General features: G+C 58.2%; 18 protein-coding genes and 4 tRNA genes. 4 read left to right on the top strand and 18 right to left on the bottom strand.

Annotated features, from left to right (window positions below; translation table 11 throughout):
* Together FBY03_RS13975 and fabI are read left to right on the top strand one after the other, a co-directional pair.
* The gene (locus FBY03_RS13975) at positions 1-1,614 is read left to right on the top strand and encodes an ABC transporter ATP-binding protein (protein WP_147172978.1); all 1,614 of its coding nucleotides are present in this window, start codon (positions 1-3) and stop codon (positions 1,612-1,614) included.
* A 29-nt stretch (positions 1,615-1,643) separates the two neighbouring features.
* Positions 1,644-2,441 carry an enoyl-ACP reductase FabI gene (fabI, locus tag FBY03_RS13970; protein WP_147172977.1) on the top strand — a complete coding sequence of 266 codons (798 nt, stop codon included), beginning with the start codon at positions 1,644-1,646 and terminating at the stop codon, positions 2,439-2,441.
* A 596-nt stretch (positions 2,442-3,037) separates the two neighbouring features.
* Here fabI and FBY03_RS13965 read toward each other — a convergent pair.
* The 10 genes from FBY03_RS13965 to FBY03_RS13920 form a co-directional block, all read right to left on the bottom strand.
* Positions 3,038-4,912, bottom strand: a complete 1,875-nt coding sequence (locus FBY03_RS13965; protein ID WP_147172976.1) for a SurA N-terminal domain-containing protein — start codon at positions 4,910-4,912, stop codon at positions 3,038-3,040.
* A gap of 98 nt (positions 4,913-5,010) precedes the next feature.
* Positions 5,011-5,087, bottom strand: a tRNA-Asp gene (locus FBY03_RS13960).
* A 51-nt stretch (positions 5,088-5,138) separates the two neighbouring features.
* Entirely contained in the window at positions 5,139-5,411 is a 273-nt protein-coding gene (gene hupB, locus FBY03_RS13955) for a nucleoid-associated protein HU-beta (protein ID WP_025165694.1), read from the bottom strand.
* A 136-nt stretch (positions 5,412-5,547) separates the two neighbouring features.
* The gene (gene lon / locus FBY03_RS13950; protein ID WP_147172975.1) at positions 5,548-7,944 is read right to left on the bottom strand and encodes an endopeptidase La; all 2,397 of its coding nucleotides are present in this window, start codon (positions 7,942-7,944) and stop codon (positions 5,548-5,550) included.
* Positions 7,945-8,094: 150 nt separating this feature from the next.
* Positions 8,095-9,375: an ATP-dependent Clp protease ATP-binding subunit ClpX gene (gene clpX, locus FBY03_RS13945; protein ID WP_147172974.1), complete on the bottom strand. Its 1,281-nt coding sequence runs from the start codon at positions 9,373-9,375 to the stop codon at positions 8,095-8,097.
* A 109-nt stretch (positions 9,376-9,484) separates the two neighbouring features.
* On the bottom strand, positions 9,485-10,126 hold the full coding sequence (clpP, locus tag FBY03_RS13940) for an ATP-dependent Clp endopeptidase proteolytic subunit ClpP (protein WP_147172973.1): 642 nt from the start codon (positions 10,124-10,126) through the stop codon (positions 9,485-9,487).
* Between the two features lie 92 nt (positions 10,127-10,218).
* On the bottom strand, positions 10,219-11,529 hold the full coding sequence (gene tig / locus FBY03_RS13935; protein WP_147172972.1) for a trigger factor: 1,311 nt from the start codon (positions 11,527-11,529) through the stop codon (positions 10,219-10,221).
* 127 nt (positions 11,530-11,656) lie between these two features.
* Positions 11,657-11,741 (bottom strand) — tRNA-Leu (locus FBY03_RS13930).
* A gap of 54 nt (positions 11,742-11,795) precedes the next feature.
* Positions 11,796-11,871: transfer RNA gene (locus tag FBY03_RS13925), tRNA-His, on the bottom strand.
* A gap of 33 nt (positions 11,872-11,904) precedes the next feature.
* Positions 11,905-11,981 (bottom strand) — tRNA-Arg (locus FBY03_RS13920).
* Between the two features lie 269 nt (positions 11,982-12,250).
* Here FBY03_RS13920 and folD point away from each other — a divergent pair.
* A complete protein-coding gene (gene folD, locus FBY03_RS13915) occupies positions 12,251-13,105 on the top strand; it encodes a bifunctional methylenetetrahydrofolate dehydrogenase/methenyltetrahydrofolate cyclohydrolase FolD (RefSeq protein WP_147172971.1) in 855 nt (284 codons plus the stop codon).
* Between the two features lie 63 nt (positions 13,106-13,168).
* Here the strand turns inward: folD and FBY03_RS13910 are convergent, their stop codons facing one another.
* The 6 genes from FBY03_RS13910 to FBY03_RS13885 all read right to left on the bottom strand — a co-directional run bounded on the left by FBY03_RS13910 (position 13,169) and on the right by FBY03_RS13885 (position 19,160).
* Positions 13,169-14,911, bottom strand: a complete 1,743-nt coding sequence (locus tag FBY03_RS13910; RefSeq protein WP_147172970.1) for an ABC transporter substrate-binding protein — start codon at positions 14,909-14,911, stop codon at positions 13,169-13,171.
* Between the two features lie 98 nt (positions 14,912-15,009).
* A complete protein-coding gene (locus FBY03_RS13905; RefSeq protein ID WP_147172969.1) occupies positions 15,010-15,282 on the bottom strand; it encodes a DUF2160 domain-containing protein in 273 nt (90 codons plus the stop codon).
* Between the two features lie 12 nt (positions 15,283-15,294).
* Positions 15,295-16,095 (bottom strand): carbohydrate ABC transporter permease, encoded by an 801-nt coding sequence (locus FBY03_RS13900; protein WP_147172968.1) that lies wholly within the window; start codon positions 16,093-16,095, stop codon positions 15,295-15,297.
* 10 nt (positions 16,096-16,105) lie between these two features.
* On the bottom strand, positions 16,106-16,972 hold the full coding sequence (locus FBY03_RS13895) for a carbohydrate ABC transporter permease (RefSeq protein WP_147172967.1): 867 nt from the start codon (positions 16,970-16,972) through the stop codon (positions 16,106-16,108).
* Entirely contained in the window at positions 16,969-18,066 is a 1,098-nt protein-coding gene (locus FBY03_RS13890; RefSeq protein ID WP_147172966.1) for an ABC transporter ATP-binding protein, read from the bottom strand. Before FBY03_RS13890 ends, FBY03_RS13895 begins: the two co-directional genes overlap by 4 nt.
* On the bottom strand, positions 18,066-19,160 hold the full coding sequence (locus FBY03_RS13885; RefSeq protein WP_147172965.1) for an ABC transporter ATP-binding protein: 1,095 nt from the start codon (positions 19,158-19,160) through the stop codon (positions 18,066-18,068). The genes FBY03_RS13890 and FBY03_RS13885 overlap by 1 nt, the downstream gene beginning before the upstream one ends.
* Positions 19,161-19,478: 318 nt before the next feature.
* Here FBY03_RS13885 and FBY03_RS13880 point away from each other — a divergent pair, with 318 nt between their 5' ends.
* A complete protein-coding gene (locus FBY03_RS13880) occupies positions 19,479-21,344 on the top strand; it encodes a sigma-54-dependent Fis family transcriptional regulator (protein WP_147172964.1) in 1,866 nt (621 codons plus the stop codon).
* A 114-nt stretch (positions 21,345-21,458) separates the two neighbouring features.
* Here FBY03_RS13880 and cysS read toward each other — a convergent pair whose 3' ends face one another.
* Together cysS and FBY03_RS13870 are read right to left on the bottom strand one after the other, a co-directional pair.
* On the bottom strand, positions 21,459-22,841 hold the full coding sequence (gene cysS, locus FBY03_RS13875; protein WP_178090661.1) for a cysteine--tRNA ligase: 1,383 nt from the start codon (positions 22,839-22,841) through the stop codon (positions 21,459-21,461).
* Between the two features lie 62 nt (positions 22,842-22,903).
* Complete coding sequence (locus FBY03_RS13870; RefSeq protein WP_147173028.1) at positions 22,904-24,568, bottom strand: glutamine--tRNA ligase/YqeY domain fusion protein; 1,665 nt, start codon at positions 24,566-24,568, stop codon at positions 22,904-22,906.
* Between the last annotated feature and the right edge of the window lie 87 nt (positions 24,569-24,655).

The following is a 24,655-nucleotide window of genomic DNA, read 5'->3' as shown; positions in this document are numbered from 1 at the left end:
ATGACCGATTCCGCCCCCCTCATCGAAGTCCGCAACCTGGCTGTCGAGTTCGTCACCGGCGATTCCAAGCAACGGGTGGTCGAAGCCGTCAGCTTCGATATCCGCCGCGGCGAGACGCTGGCCCTGGTCGGCGAAAGCGGTTCCGGCAAATCGGTCACCGCACACTCGATCCTGCGACTGCTGCCCTACCCGCTGGCGCAGCACCCGACAGGCAGCATTCACTACGCCGGAGAAGACCTGCTCAAGCTTAGTGAGAACAGGCTGCGTGGCATCCGCGGCAATCGCATTGCCATGGTCTTCCAGGAGCCGATGACCTCGCTTAACCCCTTGCACTGCATCGAGAAGCAGATCAACGAAGTGCTGGCACTGCACAAGGGACTGACAGGTAAAGCCGCCACGGCACGCACGCTTGAGCTGCTGGACCTGGTCGGCATTCCCGAGCCACACAAACGCCTCAAGGCTTACCCACATGAGCTGTCTGGCGGCCAACGCCAGCGGGTGATGATCGCCATGGCCCTGGCCAACGAACCCGAGTTGTTGATCGCCGATGAGCCAACCACTGCTCTGGACGTCACCGTTCAGCTGAAGATTCTCGAATTACTCAAAGAGCTACAAGCGCGCCTGGGCATGGCCCTGCTGCTGATCAGCCATGACCTCAACCTGGTTCGACGAATTGCTCATCGGGTATGTGTCATGCAGCGCGGACAGATCGTCGAACAAGCGTCGTGTGAATCATTGTTCCATGCACCGCAGCATCCCTATACCCAGGAACTGCTCGGTGCCGAGCCCAGCGGCGAGCCGGTTGCCAACCCGCCCGGCGAGCCGATCCTGGAAGTCGACGATCTGCGCGTGTGGTTCCCGATCAAGAAAGGACTGCTGCGCAAAACCGTCGATTATGTGAAAGCGGTGGATGGAATCAACTTCAGCCTGCCTCAGGGCCAAACCCTGGGCATCGTCGGTGAAAGCGGTTCTGGCAAGTCCACCCTCGGTTTGGCCATTCTTCGGCTGCTCGGCAGCCAGGGTGCCATTCGCTTTCGAGGTCAGGCCATGGACGGTTTGTCACAGCAGGAGGTGCGCCCGCTGCGCAGGCAGATGCAGGTGGTATTTCAGGATCCATTCGGCAGCCTGAGCCCGCGGATGTCGGTGGGCATGATTGTTGGCGAGGGCCTGCGCATACACCGCATGGGGACAGATGCAGAGCAGGAACAAGCGATTATCGATGCGCTTTTGGAGGTAGGTCTGGATCCGGAAACCCGACATCGCTACCCTCACGAGTTTTCCGGTGGGCAACGGCAGCGAATTGCCATTGCCCGCGCACTGGTGCTGAAGCCGGCGCTGATACTGTTGGACGAGCCAACTTCTGCGCTCGACCGTACTGTTCAGCGCCAAGTAGTCGAGTTGTTGCGAACGTTGCAGGCCAAGTACAACCTGAGCTACCTGTTCATCAGCCATGATTTGGCGGTGGTTCGGGCGATCAGCCACCACCTGATAGTGGTCAAGGAGGGCCAGGTAGTCGAACAAGGCCGTGCAGACAGGATCTTCGCGGCACCTCAGCACATTTATACACGGCAGTTGCTGGAAGCCGCCTTCATGGCCCCAGCCACTGTCGACTAATCCTTAAAGCAGGAAGAGGAAGAACACACATGGGTTTTCTAACCGGTAAGCGCGTACTGATCGTTGGCGTTGCCAGCAAACTGTCCATCGCCTCGGGTATCGCCGCGGCCATGCACCGAGAAGGCGCCGAACTGGCCTTCACCTATCAGAACGAAAAGCTCAAAGGGCGGGTCGAAGAGTTCGCTGCAGGCTGGGGCTCCACCCCTGAAATGTGCTTCCCTTGTGATGTGGCCAGCGATGAAGAAATCGTCTCGGTTTTCGAGGCCCTGAGCAAGAAGTGGGACGGCCTGGACTGCATCGTCCACTCGGTCGGTTTTGCCCCAGGCGACCAACTGAACGGCGACTTCACCGAAGTCACCACCCGCGAAGGCTTTCGCATTGCCCATGACATCAGCGCCTACAGCCTGGTCGCCCTGGCCAAAGCCGGTCGCGAGATGATGAAAGGCCGCAATGGCAGCCTGCTCACCCTGTCTTACCTGGGCGCCGAGCGGACCATGCCGAACTACAACGTGATGGGCATGGCCAAAGCCAGCCTGGAAGCCGGTGTACGCTACCTGGCTGGCAGCCTTGGCCCAGAGGGCACCCGCGTTAACGCCATCTCCGCCGGACCTATCCGCACACTGGCAGCCTCAGGCATCAAGAGCTTCCGCAAGATGCTTGCCGCCAACGAGAAGCAGACGCCACTGCGTCGCAACGTGACCATCGAGGAAGTCGGCAACGCCGGTGCCTTTATCTGTTCCGATCTGGCGTCCGGCATCAGCGGTGAAATCCTTTACGTCGATGGCGGCTTCAACACCACCGCCATGGGTGCTATGGACGAAGAGTGATAGCTAAAACTCAAGCATAAAAAGGCCGCTTAACAGACTGTGTGAAAACCTAGCGGCCTGGGCGGCAGATATAGAAATACCCGTATCGAGAGATATGGGTATTTTTGTTTATGCACTGCATCCAAGACGAGGCGCGCAGCCAAGGCAGTTTGTTCCCGGTGGCGCTGGATGAGTTGGCTCCCGAGGAACATCTCGGTGCGGGTGATTGAAGCCTATGTCGCGCAGCTGGATTTGCTCGCGTTAGGCTTCAGCAAAGTTCAGCCACACAAGACCGGGCGAGCCTCCTACAATCCTACTGACTTTCTCAATCCGTATCTCTACGGCTACTTCCAGCGCATGTGCCGCCGAACCGCGCCATCAACACCCAGGGCGACGGGCAGCCATTCAAGTGCAGCAGGTCTATAACCTCAAACGAGCCATTGACATGCTGGGCCCGCGCCGGATGAGCGATCTGCTGGCCTAAACAGTCTGTACTGAGATTTTTTGATCGCAAAAGCAAACGCCCCGAACCAGTCGGGGCGTTTGCTTTTATATCGTGACCAGTAACAGACCGTTTTCACACAGTCTGTTAAAGCGACCTTCCTATTCCGGCGGAATCAGAAACGCTCGATATCCGCCTTATTTTTCAGATACTTACGAAACGCGGCAAAGTCTTGCTGGCCACTGCGCGAGGCCAGGAAGCGGCCGTACATGGCTCTATCTTCCGCACTCAGGGCCCCTTCAGGCTGACTCACGCCATCCAAGCGGACAATCACAAAATCGCCACTATTGAGACTGACACCGGAAAACGTTGGCTGTTCGCGATCCGCCGGCTTAGGCATACGGAACAACGCCTGGAGTACAACCGGCTCAACGCCCTCCTGGCTGCGCGTAGCGGCTTCGACTACGCTCCAGGTCTGACCTGCCAAGGCCTGATTAACCGGAGTCTGCCCACTCTGCAAGGCAGCCAAGAGCTCCTCGCCTTGCGTCTTAGCGGCTTCGCTGGCGCGCACCTCGGTTAACTGCGTGCGTATGCTGTCCGCCACTTGTTCAAGGGCCAACCGCTCAGGCTTTTTGTGCTCTTTGACGCGCACCACCACGGCAGTGTTCGGATCGAGCTCGATGACACTGCTGTTGCTGCCGTCTTCCAGCACTTCGGCACTGAACGCCGCCTGAATAACCTGGCGGTTAGCAGTCAAGCCCTGTCCACCTTCACGCCCGAAAGCTTCAGTGGTCTTGATCTCCAGCCCCAACTCCTGTGCAGGCTGAGTCAGGTCAGACGCCTCAAACGCCGAGTCTTCCAGCTCCTTGCTGACCTCGACAAAACGCTGCTCAACCTTTTGCGCCTTCAGCTCACGCTCCAACTTACTTTTCAAACTGGCAAAGCTTGGCACTTCTGGCGCCTGCACACCCAACAGCTTGATCAGATGCCAGCCGAATTCACTGCGTACCGGCATGGACACTTCGCTATCCTTCAAGGCATACAAGGCTTCCTCGAAGGCCGGGTCATAGACCCCGGGGCCGGCATAGCCCAGATCGCCACCATTGGCAGCCGAACCCGGATCGTCAGAAAGCTCTTTGGCCAGCGCAGCGAAGTCTTCGCCTTGCTGTAGACGCTTTTGCACGCCGTCAATTTTGGCCTTGGCCTGCTCTTCGCTGAGTGAATCATTCACCTCAATCAGGATATGCGCCGCCTGACGTTGCTCAGCCAGGTTGGCGATCTCATTCTCGTAGGCACTCCGTAGCGCCTCATCACTCACTTCGACTTGAGCAAAGAAGCCCTCCTTGCTCAGTTCGACATAGTCCAGAACTACTTGCTCCGGGCTCATGAACTGAGTGGTTTGCGCATCGTAGTAAGCCTTGATGTCATCATCACTCAGCTGAACCGCAGCGCTGTCGGCTTTCAGTGTCAAGGTAGCGAAGTCGCGCGTCTGTTTTTCCAAACGAGCAAATGCGGCTACTTCAGCGGTGGTGACAAAGCTGCTGTTGGACAAGCCGGCGCGTAGCTGACCAATCAACATTTCCTGCTCAAGCATCTGGCGAAATTGCAGCCGATTATAGCCCAGCTGACGGATCACCTGATCGAAGCGATCCGCACTGAACTTGCCGTCCACGAGAAACTCGGGGGTTTGCAGAATCACTTGATCCAGCGCTTGCTGGGAAAATGCGAAGTTGGCGCCAGTCGCGCCCTGCAGCAACAGCGTGCGGTCAATCAGACCGTTCAGCGCAGCTTCACGCAGCAGCTTCTCATCCAGCAAGGAAGCATCGAAATCACGACCAAGCTGCTGCAGCAACTGACGACGCTGCATCTCAACCGCCTGCCCGAGCTCATTCAGACTGACTTCTTTGCCGTTCACTTTTGCGGCATCTTGACTGTTGCTGGAACTGGTAAAAATAGCCTCGACACCAGTCAGCGCCAACAGCATGACGATGATGGCAATAATTGTTTTAGCAATCCAACCCTGTGAATTGTCCCTGATGTTCTGCAGCATGTGTCCCCCAGAACGACTGTACAAAAATAAGCAGCCGCGCAGTGTGGGTAAAATCCGGATAGAAGAAAGGCGCATCCGAGGATGCGCCTTCTCGTAACTGGCGGAGCGGACGGGACTCGAACCCGCGACCCCCGGCGTGACAGGCCGGTATTCTAACCGACTGAACTACCGCTCCGCTGCCAGATCAGGGATTAAGCTGACCTGGAGGGCAATGCCTGAAAGACGCTTAGTTTACGGCGTCCTTCAGGGCTTTACCGGCTTTGAAACCTGGGATCTTAGCGGCAGCGATGCTGATCGGCTTGCCAGTTTGCGGGTTGCGACCGGTGCGGGCAGCACGCTCTTTGACAGCAAAAGTACCGAAACCAACCAGTACTACGGAGTCACCAGCCTGCAGAGCGCCAGTGACAGATTCAATCACTGCGTCCAGCGCGCGGCCAGCAACAGCTTTTGGGATATCAGCAGATGCTGCGATAGCATCGATCAGTTCCGACTTGTTCACTCTAAGTCCCCTTAATTTCTGTTGAGTTTGTTTCTTGATTTTTAGTGTAAGCAAAACGGGTACTGGATGGCTTACCGACACAATAAGAGCCGCTTTATAACAAGGGCTCTAAAATTGTGTCAAGAAGCCCTCCCAGCTAATGCGTGCTAATTCGCTCCTTGGAATCAGACTCGCGCGTATCATCCTTTGCAACCAGCCCTGAAGCCGCATCGGGCAAGGGCTCCGGGGCGTATTGCAGCGCAATTTGTAGGACTTCGTCAATCCATTTAACCGGTTTAATCTCCAGGTCTTGCTTAATATTTTCCGGAATCTCTTTCAAATCGCGCACATTCTCTTCTGGAATGATCACGGTTTTGATTCCACCCCGATGTGCTGCAAGTAACTTTTCTTTCAGTCCACCAATGGCCAGCACTTGACCGCGCAGGGTAATTTCCCCGGTCATCGCCACGTCCGCACGAACGGGAATCAGAGTCAAAGCCGAGACCAGCGCCGTGCACATGCCTACGCCCGCGCTGGGACCATCTTTAGGGGTCGCCCCTTCCGGCATGTGGATATGAATGTCGCGCTTCTCATAGAAGTCCAGCGGGATTCCCAAGCTGTTCGCCCGGCTGCGTACGACGGTTTGCGCCGCAGTAATCGACTCAACCATCACATCGCCCAGCGAGCCGGTCTTGATCAACTGCCCCTTGCCCGGTACGACTGCCGCTTCTATGGTCAGCAGCTCACCGCCCACCTGGGTCCAGGCCAAGCCTGTGACCTGGCCGATCTGATCCTGCTGCTCTGCAAGCCCATAGCGGTGCTTACGCACACCAAGGAAATGCTCCAGCGAGTCGGCGGTGACCAATACTTGAAAGCGCTTATCGCGAGCGTATTCTTTCACCGCCTTGCGACAAATCTTGGCCAGTTGCCGCTCCAAGCCACGCACCCCAGCCTCGCGGGTGTAGTAACGAATAATGTCGCGAATGGCCGACTCTTCGAACTCCAACTCGCCCTTCTTCACGCCATTCGCCTGGATTTGCTTTTGCGCCAGGTATTTGGTGGCGATATTGATCTTCTCGTCTTCCGTGTAGCCAGGCAGACGAATGACCTCCATACGATCCAGCAGCGGCGCAGGAATATTCATGGAGTTGGCGGTGCACAGGAACATCACATCGGACAGGTCGTAATCGACCTCCAGGTAGTGATCGTTGAAGTTGTGGTTCTGCTCGGGATCGAGCACCTCTAGCAATGCAGAGGCCGGATCGCCGCGCATATCCTGGCCCATCTTGTCGATTTCATCGAGCAGGAACAGCGGATTGCGCACGCCAACCTTGGTCATCTTCTGAATCAAACGCCCAGGCATCGAGCCAATATAGGTCCGCCGATGGCCACGGATCTCAGCTTCATCGCGCACTCCGCCCAACGCCATACGAATGAACTTGCGATTGGTGGCATGCGCAATCGACTCCGCCAGGGAGGTTTTACCAACCCCCGGCGGACCAACGAGGCAGAGAACAGGCCCCTTGAGCTTTTTCACCCGTTTCTGCACAGCGAGAAACTCGAGAATCCGCTCTTTAACTTCCTCTAGTCCGTAATGATCGGCATCAAGGATGGCCTCAGCCCGTGCCAGATCGAGGCGCACCTTGCTCTGCGCCTTCCATGGCACGTTGACCAGCCAATCGATATACGAACGGACCACGGTCGCCTCGGCAGACATCGGCGACATCTGCTTGAGCTTATTCAGTTCAGCCTGGGCCTTGGTGTGAGCCTCTTTGCTCAAGCCGGCATTTTCTACACGCTTTTTGAGCTCATCCAGCTCATTGAGCCCTTCATCACCATCGCCGAGCTCCTTCTGAATGGCCTTCATCTGCTCATTCAGGTAGTACTCACGCTGGCTACGTTCCATCTGCTTTTTAACACGGCCGCGTATGCGTTTTTCGACCTGCAACAGATCGTTTTCCGCATCCAACAAGGCAAGCACATGCTCAACGCGGGCAGTTAAATCGGTAATTTCCAGAATTTCTTGCTTCTGCTCGATCTTCAGCGCCATATGCGCCGCCATGGTATCGACCAGGCGACTCGGGTCATCGATGCCGTTAAGCGAAGACAACACCTCAGCAGGAACTTTCTTACCCAGCTGTACATATTGCTCGAACTGGCTGAGCAGCGTACGCACAAAGACCTCGGCCTCGCGCCCGACAGCATCGGACTCATCGATCAGCTGCACTTCAGCGCGACAATGTCCCTCCACCTCGATAAAACGTTCGATTTCGCCACGCTGCTCGCCTTCGACCAGCACCTTGACTGTGCCATCTGGCAGCTTGAGCAGTTGCAATACCGTTGCGACTGTACCGACACGATAGAGCTCTTCTTCGCCAGGATCGTCGTCCGCAGGGTTTTTCTGGGCGAGCAGCAGAATCTGCTTCTCACCTTTCATCGCCGCCTCCAGGGCTTCGATGGATTTCTCGCGCCCAACAAACAACGGGATGACCATGTGCGGATAGACCACGACATCGCGCAGCGGCAGGAGAGGTAACTCGATGGTTGTCTTCATGATTTCGGCTCTACTGCGGCCTTACGGCCGTAAACAGATGGGATGACCCTTGCCCCTAAGATGGGGGTAGCCTCCGCAAAAAACAAGCACTACAACTGGAAATGCAAAGGGGCCCGCAGGCCCCTTGCTTTAACCATGTAACGAACGTGTTTACGCGTCAGGCGCAGCCTTGGCTGGCGGCTCGCTGTTTTCGTAAATGAACAACGGCTTGGATGTGCCATCGATAACACTCTCATCGATGACCACTTTACTGACTTCCGACTGCGAAGGAATCTCGTACATGGTGTCGAGCAAGATCCCCTCGAGGATCGAGCGCAAACCACGCGCGCCAGTCTTGCGCTCCAGAGCCTTGTTCGCCACGGACTTCAGGGCATCTGGACGGAATTCCAAATCGACACCTTCCATCTCGAATAACTTGGCATATTGCTTGGTCAAGGCATTCTTCGGCTCAGTGAGGATTTGCACGAGCGCAGCCTCATCCAGCTCATCGAGGGTGGCAATCACCGGCAGACGCCCGACAAACTCGGGAATCAGGCCAAACTTGACCAGATCATCCGGCTCCACTTCGCGCAGCGATTCGCCAATCTTTTTGCCGAGGTCCTTGCTGCGGACTTCAGCATTGAAACCGATGCCGCCCTTGGTCGAACGTCCCTGAATGACCTTCTCCAGGCCGGAGAACGCACCGCCACAAATAAACAGGATGTTGCGCGTGTCGACCTGCAGGAACTCCTGCTGCGGATGCTTACGACCACCCTGCGGCGGAACGGAAGCCACAGTACCTTCAATCAGCTTCAACAAGGCCTGCTGCACGCCCTCGCCCGAGACATCACGGGTAATCGACGGATTGTCGGACTTGCGCGAAATCTTATCGATTTCATCGATATAGACGATACCCATCTGGGCCTTTTCTACATCGTAATCGCACTTCTGCAGCAGCTTCTGAATGATGTTCTCGACATCCTCCCCCACATAACCGGCCTCGGTCAGCGTGGTGGCATCTGCGATGGTGAAAGGCACATTGAGTAGGCGCGCGAGCGTTTCGGCCAACAAGGTCTTACCTGAACCAGTAGGCCCCATCAGCAGGATATTGCTCTTACCCAGTTCGACGTCGTCTTTCTTTTCACGCTGATTGAGGCGCTTGTAATGGTTGTATACCGCTACCGCCAGAACCTTCTTCGCACGCTCCTGACCAATCACATACTGATCCAGGATGGTGCTGATTTCCTTGGGCGAAGGGAGCTTGTGCGCACTGCTTTCGGCCTGAGCTTCCTGCACCTCCTCGCGGATGATGTCATTGCACAGGTCGACGCACTCGTCGCAGATAAAGACCGAGGGGCCGGCAATCAATTTGCGCACTTCATGCTGGCTTTTGCCGCAGAAGGAGCAATAAAGCAACTTGCCGTTGTCCTCGCCGTTGCGGGTGTCAGTCATTCGATAAATCCAATACGGTAGGCTTGAAACACAAGATGAAGGCAAATGCGGGCATTTTCAAGCCCACACCGTGACCGACAGCCTGTCGGTCACGCGCGATCAGCGCTGATTAGCTGGATGCTTGGCGCTTATCGAGAACCTTGTCGATAAGCCCGTAGGCCACTGCCGTCTCACCACTCATGAAATTATCGCGATCGGTGTCTCTAGCAATCACATCAAGCGGCTGGCCAGTATGGTCAGCCAGTACTTTGTTTAGGCGTTCGCGGATAGTCAGGATTTCACGGGCATGAATCTCGATATCCGAGGCCTGCCCCTGGAAACCACCCAGCGGCTGATGAATCATCATCCGCGAATGCGGCAGACAGAAGCGCTTACCCGCGGCGCCAGCGGTCAGAAGCAGCGCACCCATACTGCAGGCCTGGCCGATACAGATGGTGGATACGTCGGGCCTGATGAACTGCATGGTGTCGTAGATCGACATACCCGCAGTGACCGAGCCTCCCGGCGAGTTGATGTACAGATGAATATCCTTATCGGGATTCTCTGCCTCGAGGAACAACAGCTGAGCGGCTACCAGATTGGCCATATAGTCTTCGACCGGACCGATCAGGAAGATCACTCGCTCCTTGAGCAAACGCGAATAAATGTCGTAGGCGCGCTCACCACGGGCCGTTTGCTCGATAACCATGGGCACCAAGCCGCCAGCGGCTTGGATGTCAGGCATTTGCTGCATCAGAGGATTACGGGACATGTCTTGCAGTTGCTCCCTAAATAGTCACGTCTCAAATACGCATAAGCCAGCGCGGAGGCTGGCTTATGGCATGTTCGAACGAGGTAAAGAAATCAGGCGGCGGGCGGTGCTTCTACCGGCTTGACAGCTTCTTCGTAAGAGACCGCTTTATCGGTCACATTGGCCTTCTGCAAAACAGTATCTACAACTTGCTCTTCCAGCACAACCGAACGCACTTCGCTCATCTGCTGGTCGTTTTTGTAGTACCAGGCCACAACCTGCTCAGGTTCTTGGTAAGCGGATGCCATTTCCTTGATCATCTCACGTACGCGGTCTTCATTCGGCTTCAGCTCGAATTGCTTGACCACTTCAGCGACGATCAAACCCAGCACCACACGACGCTTAGCCTGCTCTTCGAACAGTTCTGCTGGCAGCTGCTCTGGCTTGATGTTGCCACCGAACTGCTGAACAGCCTGAACTCGTAGGCGGTTGACTTCGTTAGTCAGCAGCGCCTTTGGCACTTCGATCGGATTGGCTGCCAGCAGACCATCCATTACCTGGTTTTTCACCTTAGAGGTAATGGCCTGACGCAGCTCGCGCTCCATGTTCTTACGCACTTCGGCACGGAAGCCTTCCAGACCGCTTTCCTTGATGCCAAACAACGCAAAGAACTCTTCGTTCAGCTCCGGCAACTGCGGGGCGGAAACGCTGTTAACCGTCACGTTGAACTCAGCCGTCTTACCGGCCAGATCGAGATTCTGGTAGTCAGCCGGGAACGTTGGATTGATCACCCGCGCCTCGCCTGCCTTGGCACCTACCAGGGCATCCTCGAAGCCTGGAATCATACGGCCGGAGCCGAGAACCAGCTGAGTCGCCTTAGCCGAACCGCCAGCGAAGACTTCGCCGTCGATCTTACCTTCGAAGTCGATGTTCAGCTGATCGCCATCTTCGGCAGCGCGCTCAACAGCTTCAAAGCGCGTATTCTGCTTGCGCAGAATTTCCAGCATGTTGTCGAGGTCTGCATCAACCACTTCAGCCTGCAGGCGCTCGATGGCAATGGACTCGAAACCCGTCACCTGGAACTCAGGGAACACTTCGAATGTAGCGACGTACTCCAGATCCTTGCCCTTCTCGAAGGATTTAGGCTCAACAGCCGGAGCACCGGCTGGGTTGAGCTTCTGCTCGACAACGGCTTCATAGAAAGTCGACTGGATCAGATCGCTCAGGGCTTCCTGACGAGCGGCGTCTTCGTAGCGCTGGCGAATGACGCTCATTGGCACCTTGCCAGGACGGAAACCAGGAACCTTGGCGCGACGGGCGGTCTGCTGCAGACGCTTGTTGACTTCAGTCTCGATGCGCTCGACGGGAACGCCGACGGTCATGCGACGCTCAAGAGCAGAAGTGTTTTCAACAGAAACTTGCATTGATAATCCTCGTTGCACAGACATTAAGCCGGCCGTTTTCGGCCCCAGATCAAGGGCATGCATTCTAGAGGGTCAATTTACAGAAGTCACCCTAGATGCAAGCGGCAAACGGGAGAGAAGATAAAGATGGTGCGGACGGAGAGACTCGAACTCTCACACCTTGCGGCGCTGGAACCTAAATCCAGTGTGTCTACCAATTCCACCACGTCCGCAGGGTAAGGCGTTGAAACATAAGCGCCAGGCCTTAGGCCTGGCACTTTGGAATATGGGGTGGACGATGGGGATCGAACCCACGACAACAGGAGTCACAATCCTGTGCTCTACCAACTGAGCTACGCCCACCATATTGCATTTGCTTGTGCCAAAGCTGCCAAATGGCACGCCCGGCAGGACTCGAACCTGCGACCATCCGCTTAGAAGGCGGATGCTCTATCCAGCTGAGCTACGGGCGCCTATCCATCTGCAAGTGCAGATTTAAAGCGTTCGACATCTGCAGGAGCCTTGAGCCTCTGCGTTTGCCGTCTTACCCAGTGTTTGGCTGTACTCGACAAGCGGGGCGAATCTTATAGAGGCACTTACCAGCCGTCAACACTAAAAGTTAAAAAAATCAGCGAGATAAAGGAGTTACGCGAAATTACCGGGCTCGCGCCTTTGCCCACCCGCCTCACCATGCGAGAATGCGCGTCCTTTTTCAGTCCTTTCCAATGGTTAACCAAGCGCAATGACCGCACAACTGATCGACGGTAAAACGATCGCCGCCAACCTCCGCCAACAGATAGCCCAGCGCGTCGCCGGGCGACGCCAGCAGGGCAAACGCGCGCCGGGTCTGGCGGTAATCCTGGTCGGCAACGACCCTGCCTCTCAGGTCTACGTCTCGCACAAGCGAAAAGATTGCGAAGAAGTTGGCTTTCTCTCTCAGGCTTACGACCTTCCCGCCAGCACCAGCCAAGCGGAGCTACTGGCCCTGATCGACCGTTTGAATGAAGACCCGAACATAGATGGCATCCTCGTTCAACTGCCACTGCCGCAGCACCTGGATGCCTCGCTGCTCCTGGAGCACATTCGCCCAGATAAAGATGTCGACGGCTTTCACCCCTATAACATCGGCCGCCTGGCCCAACGCATGCCGCTCCTGCGCCCTTGTACCCCGAAAGGCATCATCACCTTGCTGCAGAGTACTGGTGTCGACCTTTATGGGATGCATGCCGTGGTGGTAGGCGCCTCGAACATCGTCGGGCGCCCCATGGCCATGGAGCTACTGCTCGCTGGTTGCACTGTGACCATTACCCACCGCTTCACCAAGGACTTGCCCGGCCATGTTGCGGCCGCAGATATCCTGGTGGTTGCCGCCGGTAAGCCAGGCCTGGTCAAGGGCGAATGGATCAAGGAAGGCGCTATCGTTATCGACGTCGGCATCAATCGCCAGCAAGACGGCAAGCTGATCGGCGACGTCGTCTATGAAACCGCCCTACCCCGCGCGGGATGGATTACCCCGGTGCCTGGCGGGGTCGGCCCGATGACCCGCGCCTGCCTGCTGGAAAACACCTTGCATGCAGCCGAACACCTGCACAGCTAAGCCTGTTCGCGCCCAACAAAAAACGGCACCCGAAGGTGCCGTTTTTTATGCCGGGCAGAACACTTACTTACGCGCCTGCTCCCAGGACTTCAGCAGTTCGTTGTAGTTGATGGTTTCACCCTTAGGTTTCTCGTTGGCCAGTTTCGGCTTAGGAGCACCCGGCTGATCCAACCAGTATTGCGGGTCTCGTGGCTCGTTCAACTTCGGACCACAGTCACCCTGCACCCCGGCACGCTCCAGACGCCCCATCATGGTGTCCTGCGCCGCTGCCAGGCCATCCAGCGCCTCTTGCGGTGTTTTATCCCCGCTCGCTGCTTCGGCAATAAACTGCCACCACAACTGAGCCAAGCGTGGGTAATCCGGCACGTTGGTGCCTGTCGGCGTCCACTGCACCCGCGCCGGGCTGCGATAGAACTCAACCAAACCGCCCAGCTTCGGCGCCGCATCGGTCATGGCCTGGGAGTTGATATCTGACTCACGAATCGGCGTCAGCCCAACCAGGGTCTTCTTCAGCGAGACGGTCTTGGAGACCACGAACTGTGCATACAACCAGGCAGCCAGACGCTGTTTTTCCGGAGTGGACTTGAGGAAGGTCCAGGAGCCGGTGTCCTGATAGCCCAGCTTCATGCCCTCCTCCCAATACGGACCTTTCGGCGATGGCGCCATGCGCCACTTCGGCGTGCCATCCTGGTTAACCACCGGCAGCCCAGGCTTGGTCATGTCTGCAGTGAAGGCGGTGTACCAGAAAATCTGCTGGGCGATATTGCCCTGAGCAGGCACCGGGCCCGACTCCGAGAAGGTCATACCCTGAGCTTCCGGCGGCGCGAACTTGCGCATCCAGTCGACATATTTAGCGGTGGCGAAAACTGCCGCCGGGCCGTTGGTATCACCACCACGGGCAACGCTGGAACCCACAGGGCGGCAACCTTCGACGCGAATACCCCACTCGTCGACCGGCAGGCCATTAGGCAGACCTTTGTCGCCGGCACCGGCCATGGAGAACCAAGCATCGGTGAAGCGCCAACCGAGCGATGGATCCTTTTTACCGTAATCCATATGACCGTAAATACGTTGACCGTCGATCTCCTTGACCTTCTCGGAGAAGAATTCGGCGATGTCTTCGTAGGCGGACCAGTTGACCGGCACGCCCAACTCGTAGCCATAGATTTCCTTGAACTTGGCTTTCAGCTCGGGGCGCTCGAACCAGTCGGCGCGGAACCAGTAGAGGTTGGCGAACTGCTGATCGGGCAGCTGGTACAACTTACCATCCGGCCCCGTGGTAAAGGACAAGCCGATAAAATCCTTCAGGTCCAGGGTCGGCAGGGTGTAGTCCTTGCCATCGCCGGCGATCATGTCGCTGATCGGTACCACCTTGCCATAACGGAAGTGCGTGCCGATCAGGTCCGAGTCATTGATATAGCCGTCATAGATGTTCTTGTCCGACTGCATCTGGGTCTGCAGCTTTTCGACGACGTCGCCCTCCTGGATCAGGTCGTGCTTGATCTTGATCCCGGTGATCTCGGTGAAGGCCTTGGCCAGCACCTTGGACTCATATTCATGAGTGGCAATGGTTTCCGAGGCGACATTGATGTCCATGCCGCGAAACGGCTCGGCCGCCTTGATGAACCATTGCAATTCCTGCAATTGCTGCTCTGGCGTCAGGGTCGACGGCGCGAACTCCGAACCGATCCATTTCTTCGCCGCATCCTCGTAAGCATCGGCCCAGGCAGAGCCACTCAAGCCCGACAAGGCGAGCAAAGCCGCCAACGCCGCACTATGTCGTGTCTTGTTGTTATTGTTGAACATAGACATCTCCTTTCTGATTGTTAGATCGGCAACCGACAGATCGAAACAGCCATCGGCGCCCTTGCAGCAGCACACATCCTCGCCAGCTGATTTCTGCCTCAGCCCCAACGCATCACAGCAAACAACCACAACATGGACAGCAGCGACGCTATCCAGATCGACCAATCGGTTACGCCCAGTATCAGCAGATGCCAATAGGCGCTTCCGAGCAGCCCGATAAACAGCCGATCACCGCGCGTCGTCGCGATCGGCAGGAAACCCCGCCGCTCGGCGCAGGGTGAGCGAATTTCCCACACGGTCATGCCCACCAGTACCAACGCGATGGCGCCGAAAAAAGCTGCTGTGGGTAAGGTCCAAGCCATCCATTCCATAGTCTTATCTCCTCAAACCCGGCCAAGGGCGAAGCCCTTCGCCACATGATTGCGGACGAACCAGATCACCAGCATGCCCGGCAGGATGGTCAGCACCCCGGCCGCTGCGAGCACCCCCCAATCGATTCCCGACGCCGATACGGTGCGGGTCATGACCGCCACGATCGGCTTGGCATTCACCGAGGTCAGCGTGCGCGCCAGCAGCAGCTCGACCCAGGAGAACATGAAGCAGAAGAACGCGGTGACGCCGATGCCCGAGCCGATCAACGGGATGAAGATCTTCACGAAGAACTTCGGGAAGCTGTAGCCGTCGATATAGGCCGTCTCATCGATTTCCTTCGGCACCCCGGACATGAAGCCTTCCAGGATCCACACCGCCAACGGCACGCTGAACAGGCAATGGGCCAACGCCACGGCGATATGGGTGTCGAACAGGCCGATAGAGGAATACAGCTGAAAGAACGGCAGCAGGAACACCGCCGGCGGCGCCATGCGGTTGGTCAGCAGCCAGAAAAACAGGTGCTTGTCGCCGAGAAAACTGTAGCGCGAGAACGCATAGGCAGCCGGCAAGGCCACGGTCAGCGAAATCAGGGTGTTCAGGCACACGTAGTACAGCGAGTTGAGATAGCCCTCGTACCAACTGGGGTCGGTGAAGATCACCTTGTAATTGGCCAGGGTGAAGTCCTGCGGCCAGAGCGTCAGGCTGCCGAGAATCTCGGTATTGCTCTTGAACGACATGTTCAACAGCCAATAGATCGGCACCAGCAGAAACAGGATATACAGCGCCAGCACCATTTTCTTACGTAGGGTCATGGTCGAGGCCTCAGCGGTTCTTGTCGGCGTGGGTCATGGCGGTATAGAACAGCCAGGACAACAGCAGAATGATCAGGAAATACACCAGCGAGAAGGCCGCCGCGGGACCCAGGTCGAATTGTCCGATGGCCATCTTGGTCAACGTCTGACTGAGGAAGGTCGTCGCATTGCCCGGCCCGCCCCCGGTAAGCACGAAGGGCTCGGTGTAGATCATGAAGCTGTCCATAAAGCGCAGCAGTACCGCGATCAGCAGCACGCTTTTCATTTTCGGCAATTGGATATGACGAAACACCGCCCAGGCAGACGCGCGATCGATCCGCGCGGCCTGATAGTAGACATCGGGAATCGCTCGCAACCCGGAATAGCACAGCAGCGCCACCAGCGACGTCCAATGCCAGACGTCCATGACCAGCACCGTCACCCAGGCGTCCATGGTGTTGGAAGCGTAGTTATAGTCGACCCCCGCTTCGTTCAGGCTCCAACCGAGCAGGCCGATGTCGGCGCGACCGAAGATCTGCCAGATGGTGCCAACCACGTTCCACGGAATCAGCAGCGGAATGGCCATCACGATTAAGCACGCCGAGGCCCAGCGCCCTTTAGTCGGCATGGTCAAGGCGATGGCAATGCCCAGGGGAATCTCGATCAGCAGCACACAACCCGAATAAATGAACTGACGTAACAGCGAGTCGTGCAGGCGCGGATCCTGCAGCACCTGCTTGTACCAATCGAAGCCGACGAAAATACGCGTCGAGGGGTCGAAAATGTCCTGCACCGAGTAGTTGACCACCGTCATCATCGGCACGATGGCACTGAATGCCACCAGCAGAAACACCGGCAGCACCAGCCACCAGGCTTTATTGTTATGCACCTTGTTCATGGCGCCACCTCCACCAGGTAGTCATCGGCATAGAGCATCAGCCACTGCGCCGGAAAGCTCAGGTAGACCTGCTGCTGCGGCACCGGCTGGTCCTCTTGCAGGCGCACCTTGAGCAACTGGCCATCGAGGCGCAGGGTGAGGATCTTGTAGGTGCCCAGGTCCTCGACATGCACCACCTCGCCACACAGGGCGTCCTCGTAGGGGCCATCCCAGACATGCACGAACTCGGGGCGGATGCCGACTTTCAAGGTCTGCCAATTCATGCCGGCGAGGCGCTTGTTCAGCGCCGGGCTCAGCGGCAGGCGAGTGTCGGCGAAGCGCACCCCGCCGTCACAGGGGCTGACGTCGATCAGGTTCATTCCCGGACTGCCGATGAAATAGCCGACGAAGGTGTGACTGGGCCGCTCGAACAGCTCACGCGGCGTACCGAACTGCACGATCTGCCCGCCGTACATCACCGCGATCTTGTCGGCGAAGGTGGAAGCCTCCAACTGATCGTGGGTGACGTAGACCATGGTGATGTTGAACTGCTCATGGATCTGCTTGAGCTTGCGCCGCAGCTTCCACTTGAGGTGCGGGTCGATCACCGTCAGCGGCTCATCGAAGAGAATCGCCGACACATCGTCACGTACCAGGCCACGGCCCATGGAGACCTTCTGCTTCTCGTCGGCGGTCAGGTTGCTGGCCTTCTTGTGCAACAGCGGGTGCAGGTCGAGCACCTCGGCGATCTCGTGCACCTTGCTCATCACCCGCGGCTCGGCCATGCCTTGATTGCGCAAAGGAAACGCCAGGTTGTCGAACACCGTCATGGTGTCGTAGACCACCGGAAACTGGAAAACCTGGGCGATATTGCGCTCCTGCGGCGACAGCTCGTTGACCTCGCGCATGTCGAACATCACCTGGCCCTCGGACGGCACCAGCAAGCCGGAAATGATGTTGAGCAGGGTTGACTTGCCGCAACCCGAGGGGCCCAGCAAGGCATAGGCACCGCCCTGCTCCCAGACATGGGTCATCTCACGGATCGCGTAATCTTCCGGCCCTTGTGGTTCACGGCTGTAGCTGTGCGCCAGGTTCTGCAAACGAATCTCGGCCATCAGGCACTCCTCCCTACGCGGCGGCTCGGTGCCTGCACCAGCTGACCTTGAGTGTCGAACGCGAACAGTTTGTGCGTGGGGATATAGATCAGAATCGGCGTGTCGACGTCGTACTCATGCACCCCCGGCAGGTGCAGCACCAGGACGAACTGATCGTTGCTCACGTGCAGAAAGGTTTCCGAACCGCTGATTTCGGCCAGATCGACCGTCACCGCCAACTCAAGATCGTCGTCGTTCGACGGCACCAGGCCAATGTGGCTAGGACGCACGCCAAAGCGGTACTCCCCTTCGGCAATATCCTGCAGATCCGGGTTGAGCGGAAAATGCACGGCACCGGCGAAACTCACTTCGGTGCCCGTGATCCGCCCCGGCATCAAATTGATCGGCGGCTCGGAGAACAACTCGGCGGCCAATACCCGTTGCGGGCGGTGATACACCTCGGCAGTTTTACCGCTCTGAATCACCCGCCCCTCATGCAGCACCGTGGTGGTGCCGCCCAAGGCAAGGGCCTCGTTAGGCTCCGTCGTCGCATAAATAGCGATGGTCTGACGGGTCTTGAACAACTCGCGCATTTCCTGACGCAGCTCTTCGCGCAGCTTGTAGTCGAGGTTGACCAAGGGCTCGTCGAACAGCACCACCTCGGCATCCTTGACCAGTGCGCGGGCCATCGCCGTACGCTGCTGCTGACCGCCGGACAGCTCCAGCGGATGGCGCTGCAGTAATGCTTCTATATGCAGCATCCGCGCAGTCTCCAGCACTTTGCTGGCAATCTCGTCTTTACCGATGCCGGCCTGACGCAGCGGCGAGGCGATGTTCTCGAACACCGTCATAGTCGGGTAATTGATGAACTGCTGATAGACCATCGAGACGTTGCGCTTGCGCACCGGCACTCCGGTCACGTCCGCGCCATTCATCAGAATGCGCCCACTGGTTGGCCTGTCCAGGCCAGCCAACAGACGCATCAGGCTGGTCTTTCCAGACAAGGTGCGGCCTAGTAAGACATTGAAAGAACCAGGTTCGAAACTCAGACAGGCGTCGTCGATATACAGCTGGTTATCGACGACTCGAGTGACATGCTCGAGGGTAAGCGACATGGCGTGCCCTTATTATTGTTGTGCCCTGCGGTCGAAAAAACCGCGTTGCATTCCTTTAAGCGACTTCTGTGCCAGCCTGCCTACAGCACCATGAAAAACAACTTAACTTATTGATATAAAATACTTTTTTACAAAAACAAGACAATCGAACGGCACCTGCAACGCAGACTGTTCAGTGTTCAATCTGAACAACTGAACACTTTCAACATTGACAGTGAACACATCTGAACAACACTCTGTAGGCTGCGCTGGTTGCCGAGTACTCGCCCAGCGACTGATAAAAACAAAAGATACGCAGACTAACGGAACACCCTTCTTATGGCTGAAGCTGCCCAAGCGCCGTCCCACGAAACCGTCATTCAAGACTCCTGGGCGCGCTGCCGCGAGTTTGGCCTGACTCACCACAGCGCCCCCAGCTTTGTCCGCCCCGGCCAGGGCGAAGTGTCCGCGTTACTGGAGAGCCAACACGCCCTGGTGCAGACCACGCACAAGGAGGTGCTGCCTTACTACGGCAACATAATGGCCAACTCCAACTGCCTGATCATGCTGGCCGACAGCCAGGGGCAGTTGCTGCAATCCTGGGGCGATCAACGCTTCATCGAACCGGCGCACGCCCCCGGCTTCGTCGCCGGTGCCAACTGGCTGGAACGCTACACCGGCACCAACGCCATCGGCACCGCGCTGACCTGCGGCCAGGCCGTGCATATCGAACATGACGAGCACTTCCTCAAGGCCAACCGCTTCATGACGGGCTCGGCCTCGCCGATTTTCGATGAGCAGCGACAGATGATCGCGGTGCTGGACGTCTCCAGCGACAGTTACCTGCCGCCCTCCCATACCCTTGGCATGGTCAAGATGATGAGCCAGTCGGTGGAGAACCGGCTGATTCTCAATCTGTTCAGGCAGCACTATTTCCAGTTGACCTTCAACACCAGCCTGAACAACCTCAACAGCCCCTGGGCCGGGCTGCTGGTATTCGACGAGACGGGCCAGATCGTTTCGGCTAACCGCCGCGCCGACAGCCTGCTCGGTGTCGGCCTGGCGCGAATGAATATCGAAAGCCTGTTCGATGTACCGCTGCAGCAGCTGCTCAACCAGCCCGAAGCGCAACCCTTCAACTTGCGTGCGAGTGGGCGCTTTCGCTTTCATGCCCAGGTCAATCGTCCGCAGCAACCGGCGCCGATCCAGGCCCGAGATTTTCGTCCGAGCGCATCAGCGGAGCAGGCCGGCAAAGACTTTACCCTGGCCTCGATCAATCTGGGCGACCCGCGGGTCGATAAAGCCGTGCGTCAGGCCGAACGCCTGCTGGAAAAAGACATTCCGATCCTGGTGCATGGCGAAACCGGGGTCGGCAAAGAAGTCTTCGTCAAAGCCCTGCACCACGCCAGCTCGCGTAGTAAACAGGCGTTCATTGCAGTGAATTGTGCGGCCATCCCCGCCGAACTAGTGGAGTCCGAGCTGTTCGGTTACGAAAAAGGCGCGTTTACCGGCGCCAACCAGAAAGGCAGCATCGGCCTGATCCGCAAGGCGCATAAAGGCACGCTGTTTCTCGATGAAATCGGCGACATGCCCCTGCGGGTCCAGGCCCGCCTGCTGCGCGTATTGCAGGAACGCTGCGTGCAACCGCTGGGCAGCAGCGAGCTGTACCCGGTAGATATCCGCCTGATCTCGGCCACCAACCGCCCGCTACGCCAGGACGTCGACAGCGGCCTGTTTCGCCAGGACCTGTACTACCGCATCAGCGGTCTGAACCTGGAACTGCCGCCTCTGCGCGAACGCACGGACAAGGCGGCGATGTTCCAACGCATCTGGGATTACCACCGCGAGGCGCAACAAGCCGCCGGGCTCAGCCGCGAAGTCGTGACCCTGTTCCAGCGCCACCCCTGGCCCGGCAACCTGCGGCAACTCAGCAGCGTACTGCAGGTCGCCCTGGCCATGGCCGACGAACAACAGATTCGGCCCGAGCATTTACCGGATGATTTTTTTGCAGACCTGCAGGAGATGGCCACAGCGCCCGAACCAATCAGCCAAGCCCCACAGCCGGCACTAACGGCGACCTGCGAGGAGGATTTGGCCAGCCAGTTTCAGGCCTGCGGTGGGAATATTTCCTATTTATCCAGGAGCCTGGGCGTGAGTCGTAACACCTTGTACAAGCGCCTGCGCGAGCAAGGTTTGAAGGTATAAAAGCTTCATCAACCCTGCCAAGCAGCCTGGTACTCGACATTGGCGGGCAACCGCAGATGTCGAGTACCAATGAACAGGCCGCTCGAAAGCGGCCCGTTCAATTTAGCGAGTAACTTACTCAGCCAGGCGCCAGGTTGTACCGCCTTTGCCGTCTTCCAGTACCACGCCCATGGCGCTTAGCTGGTCGCGGATGCGGTCTGACTCGGCCCAGTTCTTCTCGGCGCGGGCTTGCAGGCGCGCGGCGATCAGAGCGTCCACTTCGGCGGCATCGACCTTGCCTGCGGCGCCGGCCTGGAGGAAGGCATCGGGCTGCAGTTGCAACACGCCGAGCACGCCAGCCAACTCTTTCAAGCGCGCCGCCAGACCGGCCGCCGCCTGCTGATCGGTTTCGCGCAGGCGATTGATCTCGCGGGCCAGCTCGAACAGCACGGCGCAGGCTTCGGGCGAGTTGAAGTCGTCGTCCATCGCCGCACCGAAACGTTCGACGAAGGCTTCGCCGCCGGCTGCCGGCACTTCGGGCAAGCCGCGCAGCGCGTGGTAAAACCGCTCCAGGGCGCCCTTGGCTTCCTTGAGGCTGTCTTCGGAGTAGTTGATCGGACTGCGGTAGTGGCTGGAGACCAGCAGGTAACGCACTACTTCCGGATGGTACTTTTCCAGCACCTCGCGGATAGTGAAGAAGTTGCCCAGGGATTTGGACATCTTCTCGCCGTCCACGCGGACCGCACCGGCGTGCATCCAGGCGTTGGCGTAGAGCTTGCCGGTGGCCGCCTCGCTCTGGGCGATTTCGTTCTCGTGGTGCGGGAACACCAGATCCGGGCCGCCGCCGTGGATGTCGAAGGTCTCGCCCAGGCAGCAGGTCGACATCACCGAGCATTCGATGTGCCAGCCCGGCCGGCCGACGCCCCAGGGCGACTGCCAACTCGGCTCGCCGGGCTTGGCGCCCTTCCACAGGACGAAGTCCAACGGATCCTGCTTGGACTCGTCGACTTCGATACGCGCACCGACGCGCAGGTCTTCGATCTTCTTCCTCGACAACTTGCCGTAGCCGACAAACTTGCCGACCCGGTAATAGACGTCGCCGTTGCCCGGGGCGTAGGCGAAGCCCTTGTCGATCAGGCTCTGGATCATCGTGTGCATGCCGGGGATGTGCCCGGTGGCGCGCGGTTCCTGATCCGGACGCAGCACACTGAGGCGCGCTTCGTCTTCGTGCATCGCGGCGATCATCCGCTCGACCAGCGCCTCGAAGGGCTCGCCATTTTCCTGGGCACGCTTGATGATCTTGTCGTCGATGTCGGTAATGTTGCGCACGTAGTTCACGTCGTAGCCGCGATGGCGCAGCCAGCGGGTAACTACGTCGAAGGCCACCATCACCCGCGCATGACCGATATGGCAGAAGTCATAGACCGTCATGCCACATACATAAAGGCGCACCTGGTTGCCCACCAGCGGTGTGAAGAGGTCTTTGCTTTTGGTCAGAGTGTTGTAGATCGAGAGCATCAGGATTCCTTGGCAATCACGGGCCAGCGCGCTGGCCCGGTTTCAATCAGTCCTCCAGGGCGTCAGGCCCAGGAGTCGCGCAGGGTCACGGTGCGGTTGAACACCGGCGCGCCCGGCTTGCTGTCCTTGATGTCGGCGCAGAAGTAGCCCTCGCGCTCGAACTGGAAGCGTTCCTCAGGCTGGGCCTGGGCCAGCGATGGCTCGGCGCGACAGCCCTTGAGCACCACCAGCGACTCGGGATTGATATTGTCGAGGAAGCTGGCGCCCTCTTCGGCCTTCTCCGGGTTGGCCGAGCGGAACAAACGGTCGTACAAACGCACTTCGCACTCGACGCTCTCGGCAGCCGGCACCCAGTGGATCACGCCCTTGACCTTGCGCCCTTCGGGGTTCTTGCCGAGGGTGTCCGGGTCATAGGAGCAGCGCAGTTCGACTATGTTGCCGTCGGCATCCTTGATCGCCTCGTCGGCGCGGATCACGTAGCTGCCACGCAGGCGCGCCTCGCCGCCCGGGACCAGACGCTTGAAGCCGGCCGGCGGCACTTCCTCGAAGTCGCCGGCGTCGATGTAGATCTCGCGGGCGAAGGGCAGCTGACGCACGCCCATGTCCTGTTTCGGATGACGCGGCAGCTCGAGGTTTTCGACCTGGCCTTCCGGGTAATTGGTGATCACCACCTTGAGCGGCTTGAGCACGCACATGGCGCGCGCGGCGTTGGCGTCCAGGTCATCGCGGATACTGAACTCCAGCATGCCGACATCGACCACACCGCCGGCCCGGTTGACGCCGATCATGTCGCAGAACTTGCGGATCGACTGCGGGGTGTAACCGCGACGACGATAGCCGGTCAGGGTCGACATGCGCGGGTCGTCCCAGCCCTGCACGTGGCCTTCATCGACCAGCTGTTTGAGCTTGCGCTTGCTGGTGATGGTGTAGTTCAGGTTGAGGCGGGCGAATTCATACTGGCGCGGCTTGGCCGGCACCGGCAGGTTGTCGAGGAACCACTCGTACAGCGGGCGGTGATCCTCGAACTCCAGGGTGCAGACCGAGTGAGTGATGCCTTCGATGGCATCCGATTGACCGTGGGTGAAGTCATAGCTCGGGTAGATGCACCACTTGTCACCGGTCTGGTGATGGTGGGCATGGCGGATGCGATAGAGGATCGGGTCGCGCAGGTTCATGTTCGGCGAGGCCATGTCGATCTTCGCCCGCAGCGCGCGCGCGCCATCGGGAAACTCGCCGGCCTTCATGCGCGCAAACAGGTCAAGGTTTTCCTCGACGCTACGCTCGCGGAACGGGCTGTTCTTGCCCGGCTCGGTGAGGTTGCCGCGGTACTCGCGTGCTTCGTCAGGAGACAAGTCATCGACGTAGGCCTTGCCAGCCTTGATCAGCTCCACGGCCCAGTCATGCAACTGGTCGAAGTAGTTGGAGGCATAGCGCTCCTCCCCGGCCCACTGAAAGCCCAGCCAGAGCAGGTCGTTCTTGATCGCCTCGATGTATTCCTGGTCTTCCTTGGCCGGATTGGTGTCGTCGAAGCGCAGGTTGCACTCGCCACCGAATTCCTTGGCCAGGCCGAAATTCAGGCAGATCGACTTGGCGTGACCGATGTGCAGGTAACCATTGGGCTCCGGCGGAAAACGGGTAATGATCTTCGCATGCTTACCGCTCTCCAGGTCGGCCTGGACGATGGGACGAAGAAAGTTCGTAGCGGCGGCAGTCTCTGGCTTGCTCATGGGGTCCTTGATCATGCTGGTGCGCGGCGCGGGGTAGGCCGGCTAAAACAAAGCGCTTATCATAGCCGAAGCGGTCAATCCCCTGAC

The sequence above is a fragment of the Pseudomonas sp. SJZ079 genome, assembly GCF_007993865.1.
Classification (GTDB): domain Bacteria; phylum Pseudomonadota; class Gammaproteobacteria; order Pseudomonadales; family Pseudomonadaceae; genus Aquipseudomonas.
This window is presented reverse-complemented; position numbering and strand designations above follow the sequence as displayed.

Bases quoted from the DNA above. Each gene is read 5' to 3' on its own strand.
- FBY03_RS13975 (WP_147172978.1), top strand. From the start codon at position 1: ATGACCGATTCCGCCCCCCTCATCGAAGTCCGCAACCTGGCTGTCGAG.
- clpX (WP_147172974.1), bottom strand. From the start codon at position 9,375: ATGACTGACACCCGCAACGGCGAGGACAACGGCAAGTTGCTTTATTGC.
- FBY03_RS13900 (WP_147172968.1), bottom strand. From the start codon at position 16,095: ATGACCCTACGTAAGAAAATGGTGCTGGCGCTGTATATCCTGTTTCTG.
- FBY03_RS13885 (WP_147172965.1), bottom strand. From the start codon at position 19,160: ATGTCGCTTACCCTCGAGCATGTCACTCGAGTCGTCGATAACCAGCTG.
- tig (WP_147172972.1), bottom strand. From the start codon at position 11,529: ATGCAAGTTTCTGTTGAAAACACTTCTGCTCTTGAGCGTCGCATGACC.
- fabI (WP_147172977.1), top strand. From the start codon at position 1,644: ATGGGTTTTCTAACCGGTAAGCGCGTACTGATCGTTGGCGTTGCCAGC.
- FBY03_RS13965 (WP_147172976.1), bottom strand. From the start codon at position 4,912: ATGCTGCAGAACATCAGGGACAATTCACAGGGTTGGATTGCTAAAACA.
- FBY03_RS13880 (WP_147172964.1), top strand. From the start codon at position 19,479: ATGGCTGAAGCTGCCCAAGCGCCGTCCCACGAAACCGTCATTCAAGAC.
- clpP (WP_147172973.1), bottom strand. From the start codon at position 10,126: ATGTCCCGTAATCCTCTGATGCAGCAAATGCCTGACATCCAAGCCGCT.
- FBY03_RS13870 (WP_147173028.1), bottom strand. From the start codon at position 24,568: ATGAGCAAGCCAGAGACTGCCGCCGCTACGAACTTTCTTCGTCCCATC.
- lon (WP_147172975.1), bottom strand. From the start codon at position 7,944: ATGAAGACAACCATCGAGTTACCTCTCCTGCCGCTGCGCGATGTCGTG.
- folD (WP_147172971.1), top strand. From the start codon at position 12,251: ATGACCGCACAACTGATCGACGGTAAAACGATCGCCGCCAACCTCCGC.
- FBY03_RS13910 (WP_147172970.1), bottom strand. From the start codon at position 14,911: ATGTTCAACAATAACAACAAGACACGACATAGTGCGGCGTTGGCGGCT.
- FBY03_RS13895 (WP_147172967.1), bottom strand. From the start codon at position 16,972: ATGAACAAGGTGCATAACAATAAAGCCTGGTGGCTGGTGCTGCCGGTG.
- FBY03_RS13905 (WP_147172969.1), bottom strand. From the start codon at position 15,282: ATGGAATGGATGGCTTGGACCTTACCCACAGCAGCTTTTTTCGGCGCC.
- FBY03_RS13890 (WP_147172966.1), bottom strand. From the start codon at position 18,066: ATGGCCGAGATTCGTTTGCAGAACCTGGCGCACAGCTACAGCCGTGAA.
- cysS (WP_178090661.1), bottom strand. From the start codon at position 22,841: ATGCTCTCGATCTACAACACTCTGACCAAAAGCAAAGACCTCTTCACA.